The sequence below is a fragment of the Vibrio sp. 10N.286.49.E11 genome (assembly GCF_041469505.1).
In the GTDB taxonomy this organism is placed as follows: domain Bacteria; phylum Pseudomonadota; class Gammaproteobacteria; order Enterobacterales; family Vibrionaceae; genus Vibrio; species Vibrio crassostreae_C.
Map to the genome: position 1 here is coordinate 13,930 of NZ_JBFRKQ010000040.1, position 20,369 is coordinate 34,298.

Sequence of the window (20,369 nt, forward strand, 5' to 3'; positions counted from 1 at the left end):
TAGCATCTAGCATCTAGCATAAAAATATACAGGATTCACATGTACCAACTCAGCTTTTCTATGCCCGAGTTTCTTGAAAACTACTGGCATAAAAAACCAACCATCTTAAAGGGTGGCTTCCAAAACTTCGTCGACCCAATTTCGCCGGAAGAACTTGCTGGTTTATCGATGGAAGAAGAAGTGGATTCTCGCTTTGTCTCTAACCTCGACAATCAGTGGACTGCTGAACACGGCCCATTCTCTGAAGAAAAGTTTGGCGAATTAACCGAAACTCATTGGCAACTGATCGTTCAAGCAGCGAACCACTGGCACCAAGGCGCAAATCAGCTGACTGAGGCGTTCCAAGCGTTACCAAACTGGTTATTCGACGATCTCATGATCTGCTACTCAGCACCTGAAGGCGGCGTAGGCCCACATATTGATCAATACGATGTCTTCATCATTCAAGGTCAAGGCAAACGTCAATGGAAGGTTGGCGCTAAAGATGTTGGCCAATACAAAGAGACTGTTCAAGCGTCTGCACTTCGTCAAATTGAAGGTTTTGACCCAATCATTGATGAAACTTTAGAGCCGGGCGATATCCTTTATATCCCACCAGGTTTCCCACATGAAGGGAGCACGTTAGAGCCGTCAATGAGCTACTCTATTGGCTACCGCTCGCCTAAAGAACAAGAACTGATCAGCAACTTTGCCGATTTTGTGCTTGCTCATGATATGGGTGACGTACACCTGCACGATCCAGAATTCAAAATGCAAGAAGGCTACGGAAAAATTCGTTCATCGGATTTAAGCAATCTCACAGACATGTTGAAATCTGCACTAGAGCAACCTGAAACCATCAGTGAATTCATGGGTTGTCTGCTAAGCCAATCACGCCACCAGCTTGATATCGTTGCTCCAGAGCCACTATGGACTCAAGAAGAGATCGCTCAACACTTAGAGTCTGAAGGTGAGATTCACCGAGTATCAGGCTTAAAAGCGCTCTACCACGAAAATGAAAGCAACACAGCTTACATTAATGGTGAGGTGGTTAAGGTTGATGAAGCGGATTCTTCGTTACTCAACATACTTTGCGATGAGACCATGATTACCTCGGCTACTGCCCTATCTCCTTCGGGCATAACTGTCGTGACTGAATTGGTCAACAAAGGCTACTGGTTTATCGAAGAGTAAGCAGCGTCAACCGCTGGTTATTGCATAGCCTCTAAATAAACAATTAAAAAAGGGACAAATGAAATCTTCATTTGTCCCTTTTTCTATTCAAGAACTGGTTAAGGCTTAATGCTTATACCTTGAACTGATTGACCAACTTCTGTTGTTGTTGAGACAGTTGGTCAATTTCATTGCCGACTTGCTCAGAAGCCGCGGCTTGCTCCAAGATCTTCGCACTCAAATCGCGAATATTAACCACGCTTTGATTTACTTCACCGGAAACCGATTGTTGCTCTTCGGCTGCTCGAACGATCTGACTGTTCATATCACTGATCGCCTCAATAGAAGTAAAGATCGACCCCAGATCTTCAACTGCTTTCTGAACGTGTAGTGCTGTATCGTTAGCTAGGATATTGCCTTCTTGTATTGCTTCAACGACATCTTGAGTTCCAGCATGAACCTTGTCGATCACCGCTCTGATCTCACCAACCGATGACTGGGTGCGACTTGCGAGGTTTCTTACCTCATCCGCAACAACAGCAAAACCTCGACCTTGTTCGCCAGCACGAGCCGCTTCAATCGCCGCGTTCAATGCCAGTAAGTTAGTTTGCTCAGAGATCCCTTCAATCACACTTAAGATCTCGGTGATGTTTCCGTTATTTTTTGCCAATTCTTCAACAATAGGAACAGCACTCGACATACGCTCCACCAGCTTTCTCATTTCACCTGCTGAAAGTTCGATGACTTGTTGCCCTTGTTGAGCAGAACGATTCGCTTCGCACGCTGCATCAACGGCCACTTCTGCATTTTGTACCACTAAGCCCGCAGTTTGAGTCATCTCTTCGGCCGCTGTCGCGACTAGATCTACTTCTTTAAATTGAGACTCGCTGCTTTCACGAGTACTTGATGCTGATGCTTTCGCTTGGCTGGTAGTATTTGCCACTTGTTCTGTGGTGTGAATGACTTCTTTGATTGTGTGTTGCAGCTTATCTAGGAACAGGTTAAATCCTTTTGACAACTGACCGATTTCATCTTGAGACTTCACTTCCAAGCGCTGCGTCAAATCACCTTCACCTGAAGCGATGTCATTCAACCTTTCCACAACCTGACGAATCGGCTTCACAATAGACAACGAGGCAAACGCGATAATGGCTAAGCCAAAGATAATAAACACTGTACCGGCGATCACTTCTGTTTTGATGCCTTCACTTAGCTTAGTGCTAATGATGGAATCCAATTTATTTGCGTCAGCGACGACACTGTCTCTTGGGATCTCAAACAACACCCCCCAAGTTTGGTTAGCTGCAACAACAGGTGCAAAGGCAAGTAACCACTCACCGTTCTCGCTCCATTGCGTTGTCACTTCACCACCAAAGATAAAGTCGGTCATTAAATCACTGTTTGTATTGCCACTTTGGAAAGTTGAACCGACTGCAATGCTTGAATCATCAGAAGCGATGACCGAACCATCTAGACTAACCACGTAAGCTTTACCCGCACCGTTAAACAAGCTCTGGTCAGATTGAGTAATCACACTGGTTAAACCATCAAGTCTTAGATCAATACCAAGAAAACCAATAGCAACGTCGTCAACCAAAATAGGGACTGAAATAGAGGACGTAAGTAGTGCTACACCACCGCTGTTCACGACTCTCGGCGTACTAATACACGTTTGCCCTGAAGACAAAGGACAGTAAAAACGTTCGCTATTGCTGTCATCATTCAAGATAGATTCTGAAAGAACGTCTGCTAGAACATTTTCACCGTTATCTGCCACCTTCCAGTAAGGAGCAAAACGACCTTTTTCGTTAGAACCAACATAATCAGCATCGACATAATTCGCATCTTCACTATCGAGCAAGTCAGGCTTGAAAACTAGATACGCTCCTTGAATAGAGTCGAAGTTTAAAACCGAGCGACGAACCATTTCATCCAAGGCGGTACGAAGCTCTTCACTTGGTGTAAAGTTTTCGTCTGCATTGTTTTTTAGAAACTGAGCACTGGCCGCAAGCATCTCTGCGCGGTAAATAGCTTCGTCTACATAACGTTGAGTTTCTTGAGCGTTTAGCTGAGAAACAGACGCCAGCAACTGCTGAGTTTTATTGATAACTGATTCTGAACTTTGAGATTTGATGACTTGTTGATTGCTCGTCGCGTTGTAGATCGAGAAACCAATAAGAGACAGTGACGTAATGATTAAACAACAACCTGCTAAGAGGGTTATTTTCCACTGTACCGATAGAGAGCGCATTTAATATCCTTATTTAAGCCAAAAGACTTCCATAACCATAACTATCACATCGACAACGAATTGCTGTACACAATGTAAATGAGTTAGACGAATAGCTTAGCGGATAATTACAGCACAAATTGCTTACATATAAAACGAAAGTTTATACAAATGTTAATAGAGCGTGTTTTCTTCCTTTTTTCTGTGATTTCAAATGATGTACTCATATAATCATTAGCTGTGTTGCTTAGGTTTTAGCGCTTTGGACATAGCCAGAACATCGATATTTAAAGGAAGCCCACTCCACCCTCTCCCTCTTTAAAATGCAGTAACTTCGGATTAGTTTTTATAATCCAAGTTATAGATTTTTATCTTGCTCAACTTCACACTTTTTGATTGCTAAGCCCGCAATCAAGATCTAATATCTCGCGCCTAGATTCCCTGAACACTTTATTCATTTGGCTCTCCTTTAATGGAGCGCTAAGGCTTTTTACGTCTTAATTTTTGGAGAGATACGCAAATGTCCGCCTCGTTTCCATTAGCGAAACTTACCTTTTTAATCGCTATTCTGACTGCCGTAGGTCAAATGACTCAAACGATGTACGTGCCTTCTATCGGTCATATGGCAGGTGAGTTCTTAGTTTCGGCATCTTCACTGCAGGCAGTGATGGCGTGTTACTTGATCCCTTATGGTCTGTCGCAATTTGTTTACGGCCCACTTTCAGATCGCCTAGGTCGTAAACCGATCATCGTGATTGGTTTGATCATCTACATCATCGGTACTTTGGTAGCATTGTTCGCTCACGAATATGAATGGTTCTTAGCGGGCAGCTTTATCCAAGGTTTGGGCATCGGTTGTGGTGGTGCGATGTCTCGTACATTGACTCGCGACTGTTTTGAAGGCGCAGAGCTGCACCGTGCAAACAGCTTGATTAGCATGTGTGTGATTTTCTCACCATTGATGGCTCCTGTACTGGGTGGTTACCTAACAGAAGTTTTCGGCTGGCGTTCTAGCTACTTATTCCTTGCGCTGTTTGGTATTGCTGTTGTGATCACTATGATGACGAGCATGATGGAAACACTGCCGAAAGAACGACGCAAGCATGAATCGGTTGCCAACAGCTACAAGTTCGTTCTGTCTGATAAACGTTTCCAAGGTTTCTTATTGGTATTAGTCGCAACCTTTGCTGGTGTAGCCGTATTTGAAGCAGCGGCAGGTGTGTTGCTTGGTGGCGTACTTGGCTTACCGGCAACCACAGTAAGCTTGCTGTTTGTCTTGCCTATTCCAGGTTACTTAGTCGGTGCAGGCTTATCTAGTTACATCGCACAACGTCGCTCTGAGCGCCGTGCATTGAATGTTGGTCTGGTTGCGATATTGGTAGGCTCAACAGTGGTATTGATACCGGGTCTGTTTGGTCAAACAACAACATTAACTTTGATTGGCGGTGCCACAATTTACTTCTTGGGCGCTGGCATATTATTCCCAGCAGCAACAACAGGGGCACTTTCGCCATTCCCGTACCACGCTGGTACTGGAGGTGCGATTTTAGGTGGTATGCAAAACCTAGGTGCTGGCATCGCAACACTATTGGCATCGTTCTTCCCAGCTCAAGACCAACTGCCACTCGGTTGCCTGATGATTGCTATGTCATTCATCGCTATGCTTGGTTTACGTTGGGTTAATCGTAAACCTGACCACTCAAACGAAATGCCATTGGCTATTTAACGTAAAACTCGAATCTTGCTAAACAAAGGAAAGGGACATACTGAAAAGTGTGTCCCTTTTTGTTGCACATTTATTCCTTCCACTCTCACGTATCAGTAATTTCATTTAACATTACTTTGATTTTTTGAAAACAATAACAGACACTTACGATGAAGGTGCATATCCAGAATCCAATTATAAATAATATCACTGGAAGATACCCAACCAACAAAGGATGCTGGCATCAAAAAGAGTAAGGTGCACACTAGGGATATATAGATGCGTATCGCTTTAACCACATTAGTCGTATCAATAGCGCTTGTCGCCGGATGCAGCAATCAAGGAATATCAACCATGAACCACTACTCTCAATCACAGCTCGTCGCTCAGCAAACCCAAGCACCCGTTGCTAAGAAAGTCCCTCACGCAATGACGATTCATGGTGACTCCCGAATCGATGATTACTACTGGATGCGCGATGATGCACGCCAAGATCCAGAGATTTTGCAACAGCTTGAGCAAGAGAATCAGTACGCAGATACAGTGTTAAAACATACAGAAGCAGCACAAAAACAATTATTTCAAGAGATCAAAGGCCGAATCGCAAAAGACGACAATTCGGTACCGGTTCGCAAAGGCAGTTACTACTACTCGAATAAGGTCACAGGCGACAACGAATACCCAGTTCACCTGCGTGAAAAAAACTTTTTAGGCACAGACAAGCAAGTCATCTTAGATGTTAACGAGCTAGCAAAAGAGCATGAATTCTTCAGTATTGGTGGCTTAACGATCAGCCCAGACGAAAACTTGTTGGCCTATGGCGAAGATACGCTGAGCCGACGAATTTACACCATCAAGATCAAAGACCTCACAACAGGTGAATACCTAAAAGATGAAATTGAAGGCGCTTCAAGTGCAATCGCGTGGCAAAACGACAACCAAGCCTTCTACTACATCAAAAAAGATCCACAAACATTGCTGGGTTATCAAGTTTACCGCCACGTTTTAGGCAGCGCTCAAGCAAGCGATCAGTTAATCTACGAAGAAGCCGATAGCGCTTACTACACCTCTTTGAGTAAAAGCAAAGATGGTGAACAGGTCTACATTTGGCATTCGAGCACAGAAACCAGCGGTGTCTCAGTCATCGATGCCAACAACCCAAAGGCTACAGCTGAGGCTTTCTACCCAAAAGAGACCGGCATAGAGTACAGCATCGCTAAGCTAGGTGATTTGTATTACATCTACACCAACTACCAAGCGGTCAACTTCCGTTTAATGAAAGTCACAACCAAAGATATGCACGACCGTTCAAAATGGGTCGATGTCATTCCAGCTGATGATAATACTCAACTTGTCGATTTCGAGTTGTTTGATGACCATCTTGTTTACGAGCAACGTGCAAATGGCTTATCTACAGTGAAAGTTCGTCAACTCTCCACGAGCAAAGAGTTCCCACTCGAGTTCAATGACGCCGCTTTTGCCGCTTACCTGACTGGTAACTATGAATTAGACAATTCAAAAGTTCGTGTCTACTACAGCAGCTTAACCACGCCAGGCACTTACTATGATTTCGACCTAAATACAGGCGAATCCGAGCTAATGAAGCAAACACCTGTATTGGGTGATTTCGAAGCGGACAACTACCAATCAGAGCGAATCATGGTAACGGCTCGAGATGGTAAGCAAGTACCTGTCTCTTTGGTTTATCGTAAAGACTTATTCAAGAAAAACGGTACTAACCCAATCTACCAATATGGCTATGGATCTTACGGCTCGACGATTGAACCTACCTTCCGCTCAGCTCGCCTAAGCCTACTTGATCGAGGCTTCGTTTATGCAATCGCTCATATTCGCGGTTCAGAAATGCTTGGTCGCCCTTGGTATGAAGACGGCAAGAAACTGACCAAACAAAACACATTTAACGATTTTGTCGATGTAACCAAAGGACTTGTTGACGAAGGTTACGGCGCTCAAGATAAAGTATTTGCGGTGGGCGGCTCTGCTGGCGGTCTATTGATGGGCGCAATCATCAACCAAGCACCAGAACTGTACCGTGGTATTGGTGCACATGTTCCGTTTGTAGACGTGGTGACGACAATGCTTGATGAATCGATTCCTCTCACCACAAACGAGTATGACGAATGGGGCAACCCCAACGATAAAACCTACTACGATTACATGCTAGGTTACTCGCCATATGACAATGTGAAAGTTCAAAGCTACCCGAACATGTTAGTAACAACAGGCCTGCATGACTCACAAGTACAGTACTTTGAACCAATGAAGTGGGTGGCGAAACTGCGTGAAATGAAAACAGACAATAATGTATTGTTGTTCAAAACCGATATGGAAGCTGGTCACGGCGGGGCTTCTGGTCGATTTAAACGACTCAAAGAAGACGCACTTGAATACGCCTTCTTTTTAGACTTGCTAAAAACTCAGTAGGCTCAACGTAACTGTAGGTATTCACACCATTTAACGTCGCCATTTTGTCTTTATAAAGTGGCGACAGAAATTATTAAGCATGGTTAAATACGATGAACCATGAAATCAACCAAATCAAAAAATCTTTGAAAGCTCGTAGTGACAAAGATTTCTGAGAGGTATAAAAACAAATGAAAGTTATTAGCTTCAACATCAATGGCCTTAGAGCCCGCCTTCACCAACTGCAAGCGATTATCGACAAACACCAACCCGACGTGATTGGTCTTCAAGAAATTAAAGTGCACGATGAAGCCTTCCCGCTCGCTGATGTTGAAGCGATGGGCTACAAGGTTTACTTCCACGGCCAAAAAGCACACTACGGTGTGGCAATGTTGTGTAAGCAAGAGCCTATCTCTGTGCAGAAAGGTTTTCCTACAGACAATGAAGACCATCAAAAGCGTATGATCATGGCTACGTTTGAAGATGAAAACGGTGAAAAGGTAACGGTACTAAACGGTTACTTCCCTCAAGGGGATAACATCAAGCACGAGACTAAATACCCATACAAGCGTCAGTTCTACAAAGACTTGATGACTTACCTAAATGACTACCACAACAAAGATGAACAAGTCATTGTGATGGGCGACATTAACATCAGCCCTACCGATATTGATATCGGTATTGGTGAACCTAATGCGAAACGTTGGTTGAAAACAGGTAAGTGTTCTTTCCAACCAGAAGAGCGCGAATGGTTGAAAACACTGATGGATTGGGGTTTTGTGGATAGCTTCCGCTTACTGCACCCTGAAGTGAACGATCAATACTCGTGGTTTGATTACCGCTCAAAAGGCTTCGTGGACAACCGCGGCCTACGCATTGATGTAGTACTTGCGACTCAGAAGCTTGCTGATAAGTGTTTTGAAGCTGGCATCGATTACGAGCTACGCGGCATTGAAAAACCGTCAGATCACGCTCCGATTTGGTCAACGTTTAAATAAAATCCAAATTAAATTTCAAATCAAAAATGCACAAGCTTTTGTTTAGCTTGTGCATTTTTTTTACGTAGCTCAAATCCACTCAAAAAGCTTGAGATAGTTCACATTCTCGCCTCTGCCCATCTATACTATTTGGACAACCAATGGAGAGAGTTTTGTATGGACGCAAAGCCTTGGGCCGGTATAAATCCAATTAATCTGCGTAGTTTACTTCCGATGATGGTGGTCAGCGGAGCGATCAGCGTATTGATGTTAGTCGTTCCCTTATTCAGCCTTCAAGTGTTTGATCGAGTCCTCTCAAGTCAAAGTTTAGATACGCTTCTATTCTTGGCTTTCATTGCTGTGTTCCTACTTACAGCCCAAGCGTTCCTTGACGCGTCTAGAGCCAAGTATGCACAAAAGAAAGCGATCAAATTTGAATTTATCGCGTCTCAGCAGCTATTTGAACAAACCTCCTTCTCATCGAAATCAAAAGAAAAACATCTGTTCAACGATATAAGTGAGGTAAAGAGCCTACTCTCTTCTCCAGCCTACTTTGTCATGTTTGATCTGCCATTCACTCCCCTTTTTCTTATTATTATGTTTGCGATTCATCCATATATAGGATTAGTCGGTGTGGGTGCCGTTGTTTTTATTCTCATGACAACATTGCTTTCTCATTGGGTTAAATCTAAGCACTTTAAAACCACTTACTTAAGCCAGCTCGCAACACAAAGAAAAAACGACGAGTGCTTTCAAAAACACGCCACGATCTTTAGCCAACATCAACAACAAGGTTTAAGTCAGACCTACCAAGAAATATTGGCGGAGAAGAGCTGGTCTCGAAGCCATTTAGATCAAGCCACCTGTTCACTGAGTGCATTTTCTCGTTACATACGTATGGTCCTTCAACTCATCATCATGGCTGTCGGAGCAAGTCTAGTCATTCAAAATGCCATGTCTGCTGGTGGAATGATTGCGGGTTCAATCCTAATGGCGAGAGCACTCCAGCCAATTGAGATGCTCTCTAGTGGTATTCAAGCATGGAAAACTGGTTTGGATGCAAACAAACGCTTAGCTAAGGAATTTGCTTCTCATACTAAACATACCGAGCGAACCGAGTTGGAAACAATTAAAGGTGATCTGGTCATCGACAACGTCACATGGTTCGCGTCTGAAAAACTTAACAAGCCGACTCTTAATGGTTTGAAGCTAAGACTGGAATCAGGAAATCGAGTCGCATTGATAGGCCCTAGCGGGTCAGGTAAGTCTTCCCTCTGCAAAATGATCACTAACGGCATATCGCCCTCAAAAGGTGGCATTTCTATCGATGGACTCAATGTTGAGTTGTGGAATCTGAATCAGTTCAAACACACCGTCGGTTATGTTCCTCAGCACATCGACTTTTTACATGGCACTGTAAAACAAAATATCGCCCGATTTGATTCCAACGTTACGGATAGCCAAATCGTCAGATCCGCTATTCAAGCCGGTGTGCATGACGCTGTTGTCGCCTTACCGAATGGATATGAAACGATTATCGGTTCTTTTGGTCATCAGTTATCTGGTGGACAAGCCCAGAAACTTGCCATCGCAAGAGCATTAGTTTTCTCACCTAAGCTACTCGTGCTTGATGAGCCCGATTCACATCTCGACAAAGAAGGCGAAGAGTTTCTTGTTTCGCTATTACAATTGGCGAAAGAGAAATCCATTTCTGTCGTGATGGTAACGCATAACCCAAGCTTACTCAGACATGTCGATTGGGTTGTTGAATTGAAAAACGGCCAGATAACACAAGCAGGCGAAGCGAGTAAAGTGGTTCGGTCGCTCTTCAATGTCGCTTCTCCGGAGGTGTCGAATGGCTAGTATTCATCATGACGACAAAGGTATTCACTTCGACGATGGTAGAAAACTGATCTTTTCTACATTCAAAATACAGGTGTTCATCTGGTTAGTTCTTGTGACTACTCTAGGAGGCTTTTCCGCTTGGGCATACCTAGCCCCGCTTTCTTCTGCTGCCATCGCGCCTGGCGTGATTATCGTAGAATCAAAGCGAAAACCCATTCAACATTTAGAGGGCGGGATTGTAGAAATCGTCCATGTTTCTGACGGCGATCATGTTCAAAAAGGCGAACTACTCATCACGTTAAGTCACACACAAGCTCAAGCATCGCTTCTAAGGCTAAGAGCTCAGTGGCAAAGTGATTTAGCGCGGCTGAACCGCTTACAATCAGAGTTAGCGAGCCATCAAGAAATTAAATTTGATATGAGATTACTCTCCCTCATGAGCGACCCAAACGTATCAAGCTTACTTGATACGCAGAGTAAGCTTTTCAGCAAAAGACAATCGTTAAAATCAGGTGAATCCGATGTGTTACAGCAAAAAGTCGAGCAATCAAAACTTGATCTGCAAGGCTTCCAACAACGATTCTTAGCCGGAAACCGAAGCCTGAAGTATTTAGAAGAACAGGTACAAATGCACCAAGATTTGCTTGTTTCCGGTAACACATCCAAATCTCGGTTATTGGATTTACAGCGAGAACGCTCTCAATTACAAGGTAACGTTGCTGACCTCAAAGCTAGGATTGGCCACGCCAAACGCACCATCGCCGAAGCGAAATTAGAGCTGATTAACGCCGATTATACTTACGCCAAAACGCTCGGCGAAGAGATACAAGATTTAGAAAGAAAGCTGAATGAAACCAGAGAGGCTATGGTCAATGCTCAAGATATTCTTACCCGGGTTGAAATAAGAGCACCTCAAAGTGGTGTGGTGGTTGGACTTAATGTGGTCTCCGAAAATGCCATCGTTCCACCCGGTGAAACCTTGATGGAATTGGTTCCGCAAAATGACGAGTTGATTGTAGAAGCGTTAGTGAAGCCAGAAGACATCGAAGCCTTACGAATTGGCTTGGATACCCAAGTAAGACTGACTGCATACAGTTTCCGTAAAACACCACCGATTCGTGGAAAGTTAGTCCATATTTCGGCTGACCGCATTAGCGATCAAGCCACAGGATCTTCTGCTTACTTAGCGAGAGTATCGTTAGATAAGTCTGAGCTAGAAGCATTAGAAAACATCTCATTGTATCCGGGCATGCCCGCAGAAGTGATGATTTTACTTGAGCAACAAACACCGCTCGAGTATCTACTCAATCCACTCTCTGTGAGCGCCTATAAGGCAATGAGAGAAATTTAACCAAGCGCGAGAAGAAAAAGCCAAACTCATCGTGAGGTGAGGACGGAAAGCCGCAGATCTCAAGGATGAAGCGAGATGGCTGGGCTGCCTCTATGTATCGAATGATATGTGAGGAAAAAACGATGGCAGAAGTAACCAATACAGCAGCAGGACTGAAAAGTAATGGTAGCAATGATACCAATATACTAGTAGATGGTCCTAACCTCCCCACCCCAGAATCTAGAGATGTCAACAATGACCTTTCTAACCTCAGCGGCGATAACCTCGAAGTACGAGCCGGTAAAGGCGACGACATTGTGCATGCCGGCAGCGGCGATGACTTTATCGCTGCTGGACGTGGATCGGACACAATTAAAGCAGGTGCCGGAAACGATGTGGTTGAAGCTTGGAATCATTCGCTCAATGCTGGTGATGAAGCCGGCGTTAACCGCGATTTAAGCGCGGCACGCGATAAAGATTTAGAAGCGCTAGGAGAAGAGTGTGTTGACGACATTGTGGTTGCAGGTGCCGGTGATGATTATGTTGAAGGCGGTGCGAACAATGACATTATTTATGGTGACAGAGGCGCTGGTGCAGAATTTGGCGAAAACCTAATCAGCGATGGTGATTTTGAAGCTTTTGACCTTGGCAATACATGGGGAACAGCGCCAAGCGCCGGTGCATGGAACGCCGAGGTTGGCAGTATCGAGATTCAAGAACAACTGCATGGCGGTGTCCCAGCTGATGGTTACGGGACTGATATCGCCAGTGGTCACTTCCTAGAATTAGACTCGCATGGCGCGAATTCAAATTCAACCGTCTCCCAAACATTTACGGTCGATGACGACGGTATATATCAACTCGATTTTTCCTACGCTTTCCGTAATAAAGGAGGCGATAGCACCACCGCTCCTTTCACAGTCCAAATAATGGCGGGCACCGACGTTGTATTCGAGAAGTCTTTCCAAGACATTGACGGCGTCGATGATGATTGGGATCTGTTTAGCGAAGATGTCGATCTCTCTTCAGGAAATTACTCACTCAATTTTATTGCCGACGGCGCAGAAGACACCTTTGGGGCTCTGATTGATAATGTGTCATTGAAGCAGGTACTGCATAACGATGTGCTCATTGGTGATAACGGGCCAGACGCTGCAAATGAAGGCGCCGCTGGGAACGACTTGATTCGAGGCGGTAAAGGGAATGACGTAATTATCGGCGATAACTTTGAAGCGCTGTCGTTTAACGAAGGAACCGGCGAGTTTGAATTAGCGGAGCCAACGACATCCGTCGACCTATCAGCAAATTCAACCGCCTACAACGCTGATGGATCTGTCGGTACCGTTGATACAGGTAATGCAAGTTCTGGCGGTACAGGTTATGGGGTAGATGGCGCAGCAGAGGCTGGCGTGCTTGCTCAAATTGGCTTCAGCTACGACGGCGTTACCGGTGAAGGTGCATCAGAGATGTTTTCCGTCAGCTTAGACGAACATACAATGATTGCTAAAGTCGGCATTTCCAACCTCTACTTAAATGAAGGCGACAATGGCGTAGATGAGGCAGGCCATTGGGCAGCATATCGGGAAGGTATTCTGGTCGCTGAGGGCGATTTCATTGCGAGCGATTTAGCGGATGGCAATAACAACAGCGGTTATCTAAACATCGGTCCTGATGACACTGGCTTTAAAGCCTTTGATGAACTTCAGTTTACTGCCGTTGGTCCTGCATTTGACAAAAACGGAGACGCTAATGCCGATTCAAGTGACTACTACGTCACTTCTGTTACCACCGATGGCCTAACGGGTGACGGAACCGATATATTGCGCGGTGGTCGTGGGGACGATGTCATTCTTGGTGGTGACAACGCCAAAGGTGGCATACCTGAACTCGATCCTGAGACGGGTTACTACGATGTAAGTAGCTTCAGAGGGACTATTGACGTCACTATGGAAGGCACCGAAGCGGGCTTCGAAAATTCGTTTGGTTACTTCACAAAAGACAGTGAAGGCAATGTAAACGCTGAAGTCATTTGGGGGAATGTGAAAGATCACCTTCCAAACTCTGAAGCTGGCAACAGCTTTAGTCTCGATTTGGGGCACTGTGATGATTGCGTTGATACGCTCGGGTTCTTCATTATCCCAGATGGCGGGAATGACGGTTTCGTCTCAGGCGAAAGTATCGCAATTGACTTAAACACTCAACAAGCGACCAGCTCTAACAATAGTGACCACCCCTTCTTGCTGGGCGTACAAAATTTAGTCGGTAGTAACGGCAACCTTACCTTAGATGTTAGCGGCATTAACAACTTCAATCCGGGTACAGAACTCGGAAATCAGTTCTGGAATGACAACCCTGGCGGTGATGGTGACTTCGATGATGTGGTAACCACCGTTGAAATCGACGACCAACCAGAGCAATTGTTTGGTGGTAAAGGCGATGATTGGCTTGATGGCGGAGACGGAATCGACCATATCAAAGGCGGTAAAGGCGATGACATCATCATTGGTGGTGGTGGTGCAGACGAAATCCGTGGGGGTAAAGGCAACGATACAGTAGCCTTTGATGCAGAGGATACTCTAATTCATGGTGGTAAAGGGTTCGATGTACTGGTCGCCAATGACCCTGGTGGTGTCGATATCGACATGTCGAAGGGGTCAAACATCAATGGGTTTGAAGCAGTCATAGGGGGAGACTCAGCTAATGACAAACTGACTATTTCTCTAGGTAAAACCTTCAATCAAAACCATGACCTTGATGGTAATAGAGCAAAGAACGACGACCAAGTTGCTGAATTCTTTGCTTTAGGAATTGAAGATATCGACGCAAGTCATCTTCAAGGATTCCAATACCAAACCGCAACATCAGTGACGCTAGACCAAGATATGCAAGATAAACTTGGACTCGATGGAACTGAAACGATTACCGCTTATAGCTTCACCAAAGGAGGCAAAGAAGTCATCATCTACACTGATGCATCCTTTGATGGTGATTTCATTGGCGTTAATGAAGTTTAATTGCTTTTTGAACTAGTAAATCAGAAGCAAAGTTAAAGGACTTATTGCTTGTGTAATAAGTCCTTTTTGCTTCAAAGAGCTACTCAACTAATTCCTATACAAACCCTAAATAAGAACGGCGCTCAATGAGCGCCGTTTTGTTAACTGTGTGAATACCGTGCAATTAGCTAAGGGGTCTTAGATAAGCAAGGAAACGCTTCTCTGCGAATTTGAAAATCGCGATGATGATGAACGTTAGTGCCATGTAGAACAGACCTGCCGTTAGGAAAGACTCGAATGGGGCATAGTAACGAGAGTTAACCAAACGAGCTGCACCGGTTAGATCCATAATGGTTACGATACCCGCTACCGCAGAGCCGTGAAGCATGAAGATAACTTCGTTACTGTAAGCCGGTAATGCACGACGTAGAGCACTTGGCAAAATGATGCGGCGGTAAGTCTTTGGTGTGCTCATGCCGTACGCTTTTGCTGCTTCAACTTCACCTTTAGGTAAGCCGTTAATGGCACCGCGAATGATCTCTGCCGTATATGCTGATGTGTTAAGAATGAATGCTACTAGAGCACAGAACCAAGCGTTTTCCCATAGCGTGTCTTTTACTGGGAAGAACTGATCCATACCGTAGTAAATCAGATACAACTGAACCAATAACGGTGTACCACGGAAGAAATAAATGAACGACCAAGCCGGAGCGTTAATCAGCATATTTGGGCTGTTACGAGCAATCGCTAATGGTATGGCTACGAATAAGCCAATAATCAAAGCGACACAAACCATCCAAGCCGTTGTCCATAAACCACCAAGGTAAATCGGTAGGCTTTCAATTATCAATGAAAAGTCCATAACTACCTCGCGTGGATACTGAATTTACGTTCAACCAGCTTAAGCAGGCCCGTTGAAACACTGGTGAAGAATAAGAAGATAATCGCCACTGTCATATAGAAGGTAAATGGCATTTTGGTTGAACCCGCTGCCAGTGCGCTAACACGCACCATATCTTCTAGGCCAATAATGGAAACCAACGCAGTGGTTTTAAGTAATACCAGCCAGTTGTTCCCAAAACCCGGTAATGCGTGACGAATCATCTGCGGTAGCAGTATGCGGTGAAACGCCTTTACAGGGCTCATACCATAAGCTTTTGCCGCTTCCATTTCACCGCTGTCGACAGCCATGATGGCACCACGGAACGTTTCTGCCATATAGGCACCGAAAATAAAGCCTATGGTTAAGACACCAGCAACAAATGGGCTGACATCAATATAATCAGGTAAGTAAGCGGTCCATTCGTGGTTAGGATCACTGGATGCAAACCACTCGTTGAGCCACTCGTTGATGGAATACAAACTGTTGTTTAAAAGGATTTGTCCACCAAAGAAAATCAGCATCATCAGTACGAGATCTGGAATGCCTCGAATGACGGTTGTGTAGAGGGTTGCAATAGCACGAGCCCAGCGATAAGGCGCGAGTTTTGCTAAGGCACCTAGCATACCAAGAACCATAGCTAAAATTAGCGACAGCAAGGCAACTTCGATTGTGAGCACCGCCCCTTTCAGGATCGACGCTTCATATCCTTGTAAATCAAACATAATGGATTCCAACAGAACTGCGAAAAAGTTGGTAAGACAGGGAGAGGAGAACCTCTCCCTTAAGAATTGACGCTAAAGATTACTGACCGTATACGTCGTAGTTGAAGTATTTAGCCGCGATATCTTGGTAGATGCCTTTTTCACGTAGTGAAAGGATTGCCGCATCTAATTGCTTAGTCAGATCTTTGTCTTGCTTACGAACAGCAATACCCATACCTTCACCGAACCACTTAGGATCCGTTAGAGAGGGGCCAACAAACTCGTAGTCTTCACCACCAGCTTTGTTCAGCACGCCTTCTTCTAGAGCAGATGCATCACCTAGTACAGCAGCAACACGACCGTTTGCTAGATCAAGGTAAGCTTCGTCGAATGAACCGTAACGAACGATCTCTACTGTATCGCCGTAGTTGTCTGTTAGGTATTTATCGTGAGTTGTTGCACGTTGAACTGCAATCTTTTGACCGCTTAGATCATCAAAGTTAAGGCCTGCACCTTTCTTAGCGATGAACTTGTTTGGGATAAGTGCGTATTTACCAGTGAAGTCGATTTTTTTCTTACGCTCTTCCGTGATAGACATTGCCGCGATGATCGCATCATATTTACGAGCAAGTAGAGAAGGAATGATACCATCCCAGTCTTGTGCAACGATCTTACACTGCACCTGCATTTCAGTACAAAGTGCGTTAGCCATATCGACATCGAAGCCTTTCAGTGACCCGTCAGCTTCTGTCCAGCTAAATGGAGGGTAAGCACCTTCAATACCAAAGCGTACTGTTTTCCATTCTTTTGCTTGAGCTACGCCCGTTGCAGCAGTTGCAGCAAGTGCCGCGACTAATAACCACTTTTTCATATCCCTACTCCTGTGATTTAGGTTTTTATGTTTTGCTAGTTTTAATATTGTGTTTGTTGTTGCTTATTAACTTACTTGTTGTGTTTTATTGTTCACACCGTCGCTGTTTACCGTTGGCAACGGCGTTTCAATTCTGATTAGTAAATCGATGAGATAAATTGTTGTAAACGTTCAGATTCAGGTTCCGTAAACAGTTTAGCTGGATCGCCCTGTTCTTCCACTAGACCTTGATGCAGGAACATCACATGGTTTGATACGTCACGAGCAAAAGCCATTTCATGTGTTACCACAAGCATGGTTCTTCCTTCTTCTGCTAGATCTCGCATTACACCGAGTACTTCCCCTACTAACTCAGGGTCAAGTGCTGATGTTGGCTCATCAAACAGCATCACTTCCGGATCAACCGCTAACGCTCGAGCAATTGCCGCTCGTTGTTGTTGTCCACCGGATAAATGACCTGGGTAGTAATCTTTGCGCTCATACAAGCCTACTTTTTTAAGTAGTAGTTCTGCATTTTCAATCGCTTGAGCTTTAGGTACACCTAATACGTGAACGGGTGCTTCGATAACATTTTCGAGAACGGTCAGGTGAGACCAAAGATTGAAGCCTTGAAAAACCATCGCTAAGCGTGAACGGATACGCTGTACTTGTTTTTCGTTGGCAGGAACAGATACGCCTTGGCGGTTGTTTTTCATTTGAATTAATTCGCCATTAACCCAAATCTCGCCTGCAGTTGGTGTCTCTAAAAGGTTGATACATCTAAGGAAAGTACTTTTACCCGACCCTGAAGATCCGATAATCGATACAACATCGCCTTTATGCGCAGAAAGTGAAATTCCCTTTAAAACTTCATTTTGACCAAACGTTTTGTGTAGATCCTTTATGTCCAGCGCTGGTACATCTTTCATGCGCTTTCTCTCCCAAGTTTGTGAAAATGCAAGGTACTCCGACCTTTTCATGCGATACAAACTAGCACCACACGAAACAACATGCAACAAATTATTAACCTGATAAATTGGAATAAATAGCGATTCACTCTGACTTATTATGCAAAAGGTAGCGTTTTCGCCTCAATTTAATGAATGAGTTCTATCAATAAGCTGCAATTACACCCCTTACATTGTTTAAATAAAGTTAATCAAAATGAGATTCACGTAGCTTGATGTCTCACAAGAAAAACAAGTTTTGTGAACTTAGATACGCCGAGATCTGCAAAATATAATCTGCACGCTCAACACTACATACACACCGTAAGGCACAATTATTTTAAGGTTATTACATTGTAAACATTTCACTCGGAACAGTTGGGAAGCAAGTAATAGTGAAATAACTCAGTAAGAATTGAGTATTGAACTCGAGCCATGACGACAAAGGCTCGAAGAAGATAGGTAAACGTCAATTTGTGAAAACTAATTACACGATTCATCAATGGGAAGTTAATGAATCGCTGCGTTTTGTAGCTTTCTTTCACATATACTCATAAAGTGATCAAGATCAATCACCCTAAAGGGTAAGCTTGTTAGACTCCTCAGCAAAGAATAAGGCATTAAAAATGCCAAACATTTCTTTTAACTTAGCTGCATAAAGCACAGCAAAACCGTGCAACATAATGTTAATGAGTTATAACTAAGAAATAACGCAATTACGCAATTACGCGAACTTATAGAATTCAATTTTAGAATTACTAACAAAAAATATGAGGAATCTATGTCAGACGTTGTCAATAATGCGAACTCTGAAGTAGAAGAGAAAAGCTATAAAGAGCTACACCGTCCTGCTTCTGAATTTGAGAGCCGCTCAGATTATCTAGATCACGAACTTCAAATCATGAAGCCTCGCCGCTTCGGTTTAAACCTTCCAGGTCGTGACTTCCGCTTTGAACTTGAAGATCTTGTTCCTGCACTTGCTGGTACTATTGGTATCATTGCGATGTACTCTGCAGTAATGATGTCGTGGGCTGATGGCCTAACTCAAGCTTGGGATCACGTAAACCTAGGTAAAGACTTCGCAATTGAAGTCGCTCGTGTAGAAATGCTTATTCCTGCACTACTGTTTTGTATCCTTGCTTCTGGTTTCTTTAACCCTAAAGCAAACCTTGCCGGCAACCACGGCCCAATGATCCCTCTTATCGGTACCATCGCTCTCGCTGGTGCTCACCCTCTTGCATTGGCCATCCTGATCGGTGTGTTCGGTCTCATCCTAAGTTTCCTAAAAGGCGGATCTAAACTTGTTAACCTAACTTCTGAAGGTACAGCAGGTGGCTTGCTCATATTCTTAGGCTTAACCGGTACCATGAGCCAAATCAACTCAATTCAAGAGTGGGCGGTTGGTCTTCAATCTTCTACCGTTGAAGCGGGCAGCATGGGTTACGTTGGTTTAATCGTTCTTGCTATTACTATTGCTATCTACGCTTTCTTAGCAAAAGTGAACAAGCGTTGGTTAGCTATCCCTGTTTGTGCATTCACAGGCCTTGCTATTGCATTAGTTCTAGGTGCTGGTTTCGACATCGTATTCGAAACTGAAATGGGTATTCCAAACCTAAACCCAGTTTACTGGTGGGGTTCTACTTCTGAAGGTTGGATGCTTGGCTTGCCAAACGTTGAACACTTCATCGCATCTCTACCATTTGCAATCCTTGCTGTAGCAATGTGGTCTCCTGACTTCCTAGGTCACCGTATCTTCCAAGAACTGAACTACCCTAAACGCTCTGAAAAAGTTCTGATGGATGTTGATGACACAATGACTATGTGTTCTGTTCGTCAAATGGTAGGTACTGCAGTTGGTGGTGGTAACATCACATCTTCTTGGGGTACTTACATGATCCCAGCAGCAATCGCGAAACGTCCAATTCCTGGCGGCGCAATCTTGCTTGGTTCTCTATGTATTATTGTTGCGATTCTTGGTTTCCCGATGGACGTAGCAGTATGGCCACCAGTGATGCGTGTTGCGCTACTTGTAGGTGTATCTCTACCTCTACTTGAAGCAGGTATGCAAATGGTTAAGGATTCAAAAGATTCTCAAGCGGCTGGTATCTGTATCTTTGGTTCAGCGGTTGTTAACCCAGTATTAGCATGGGCACTAACTATGCTTCTTGATAATAATGGTCTAATTGGTGATAAAGAGCGTGCAAAGCGTCTATCATTTGTAGATAAGATTGTTATCCCTGTTGGCGTTTTAGTTATCTGTCTAGTGGCAATGCTTGCAGTTGGTATGCTAGAAGGTCAGTATGGTCTAAAAGCTTGGCTATAATAGTCCTTA

13 protein-coding genes and 1 riboswitch are annotated in these 20,369 nt (G+C 44.2%); of the genes, 8 read left to right on the forward strand and 5 right to left on the reverse strand.

Annotated features, from left to right (window positions below; translation table 11 throughout):
* Positions 1-39 precede the first annotated feature (39 nt).
* Entirely contained in the window at positions 40-1,173 is a 1,134-nt protein-coding gene (locus AB4167_RS09060) for a cupin domain-containing protein (RefSeq protein WP_017070025.1), read from the forward strand.
* A 112-nt stretch (positions 1,174-1,285) separates the two neighbouring features.
* On the opposite strand, the gene AB4167_RS09065 is transcribed toward AB4167_RS09060, so the two are convergent.
* Positions 1,286-3,403, reverse strand: coding sequence for a methyl-accepting chemotaxis protein (locus tag AB4167_RS09065; protein ID WP_372136423.1), 2,118 nt, complete (start codon positions 3,401-3,403; stop codon positions 1,286-1,288).
* A 499-nt stretch (positions 3,404-3,902) separates the two neighbouring features.
* On the opposite strand from AB4167_RS09065, the gene emrD reads away from it, so the two are divergent.
* The 6 genes from emrD (at position 3,903) to AB4167_RS09095 (ending at position 14,677) form a co-directional block, all read left to right on the forward strand.
* Positions 3,903-5,108, forward strand: coding sequence for a multidrug efflux MFS transporter EmrD (emrD, locus tag AB4167_RS09070; RefSeq protein ID WP_372136424.1), 1,206 nt, complete (start codon positions 3,903-3,905; stop codon positions 5,106-5,108).
* Between the two features lie 333 nt (positions 5,109-5,441).
* A complete protein-coding gene (locus AB4167_RS09075) occupies positions 5,442-7,532 on the forward strand; it encodes a S9 family peptidase (protein WP_372136432.1) in 2,091 nt (696 codons plus the stop codon).
* A gap of 170 nt (positions 7,533-7,702) precedes the next feature.
* The gene (gene xthA / locus AB4167_RS09080; RefSeq protein WP_372136425.1) at positions 7,703-8,509 is read left to right on the forward strand and encodes an exodeoxyribonuclease III; all 807 of its coding nucleotides are present in this window, start codon (positions 7,703-7,705) and stop codon (positions 8,507-8,509) included.
* A 156-nt stretch (positions 8,510-8,665) separates the two neighbouring features.
* Complete coding sequence (locus AB4167_RS09085; RefSeq protein ID WP_372136426.1) at positions 8,666-10,351, forward strand: type I secretion system permease/ATPase; 1,686 nt, start codon at positions 8,666-8,668, stop codon at positions 10,349-10,351.
* Positions 10,344-11,684, forward strand: coding sequence for an HlyD family type I secretion periplasmic adaptor subunit (locus AB4167_RS09090; RefSeq protein WP_372136427.1), 1,341 nt, complete (start codon positions 10,344-10,346; stop codon positions 11,682-11,684). Before AB4167_RS09085 ends, AB4167_RS09090 begins: the two co-directional genes overlap by 8 nt.
* 9 nt (positions 11,685-11,693) lie before the next feature.
* A riboswitch (cyclic di-GMP riboswitch) is annotated at positions 11,694-11,776 on the forward strand.
* Positions 11,777-11,806: 30 nt separating this feature from the next.
* The gene (locus tag AB4167_RS09095; RefSeq protein WP_372102512.1) at positions 11,807-14,677 is read left to right on the forward strand and encodes a hypothetical protein; all 2,871 of its coding nucleotides are present in this window, start codon (positions 11,807-11,809) and stop codon (positions 14,675-14,677) included.
* Between the two features lie 163 nt (positions 14,678-14,840).
* Here the strand turns inward: AB4167_RS09095 and AB4167_RS09100 are convergent, their stop codons facing one another.
* The 4 genes from AB4167_RS09100 to AB4167_RS09115 form a co-directional block, all read right to left on the reverse strand.
* Positions 14,841-15,518 carry an ABC transporter permease gene (locus AB4167_RS09100; protein ID WP_017062123.1) on the reverse strand — a complete coding sequence of 226 codons (678 nt, stop codon included), beginning with the start codon at positions 15,516-15,518 and terminating at the stop codon, positions 14,841-14,843.
* A 2-nt stretch (positions 15,519-15,520) separates the two neighbouring features.
* Positions 15,521-16,261 (reverse strand): ABC transporter permease, encoded by a 741-nt coding sequence (locus tag AB4167_RS09105; protein ID WP_017062124.1) that lies wholly within the window; start codon positions 16,259-16,261, stop codon positions 15,521-15,523.
* Positions 16,262-16,340: 79 nt separating this feature from the next.
* A complete protein-coding gene (locus tag AB4167_RS09110; protein ID WP_017062125.1) occupies positions 16,341-17,111 on the reverse strand; it encodes an ABC transporter substrate-binding protein in 771 nt (256 codons plus the stop codon).
* 137 nt (positions 17,112-17,248) lie between these two features.
* Positions 17,249-18,019, reverse strand: a complete 771-nt coding sequence (locus AB4167_RS09115; protein WP_004736532.1) for an ABC transporter ATP-binding protein — start codon at positions 18,017-18,019, stop codon at positions 17,249-17,251.
* 799 nt (positions 18,020-18,818) lie between these two features.
* On the opposite strand from AB4167_RS09115, the gene AB4167_RS09120 reads away from it, so the two are divergent.
* Entirely contained in the window at positions 18,819-20,360 is a 1,542-nt protein-coding gene (locus AB4167_RS09120; protein ID WP_372051810.1) for a DUF3360 family protein, read from the forward strand.
* Positions 20,361-20,369 lie beyond the last annotated feature (9 nt).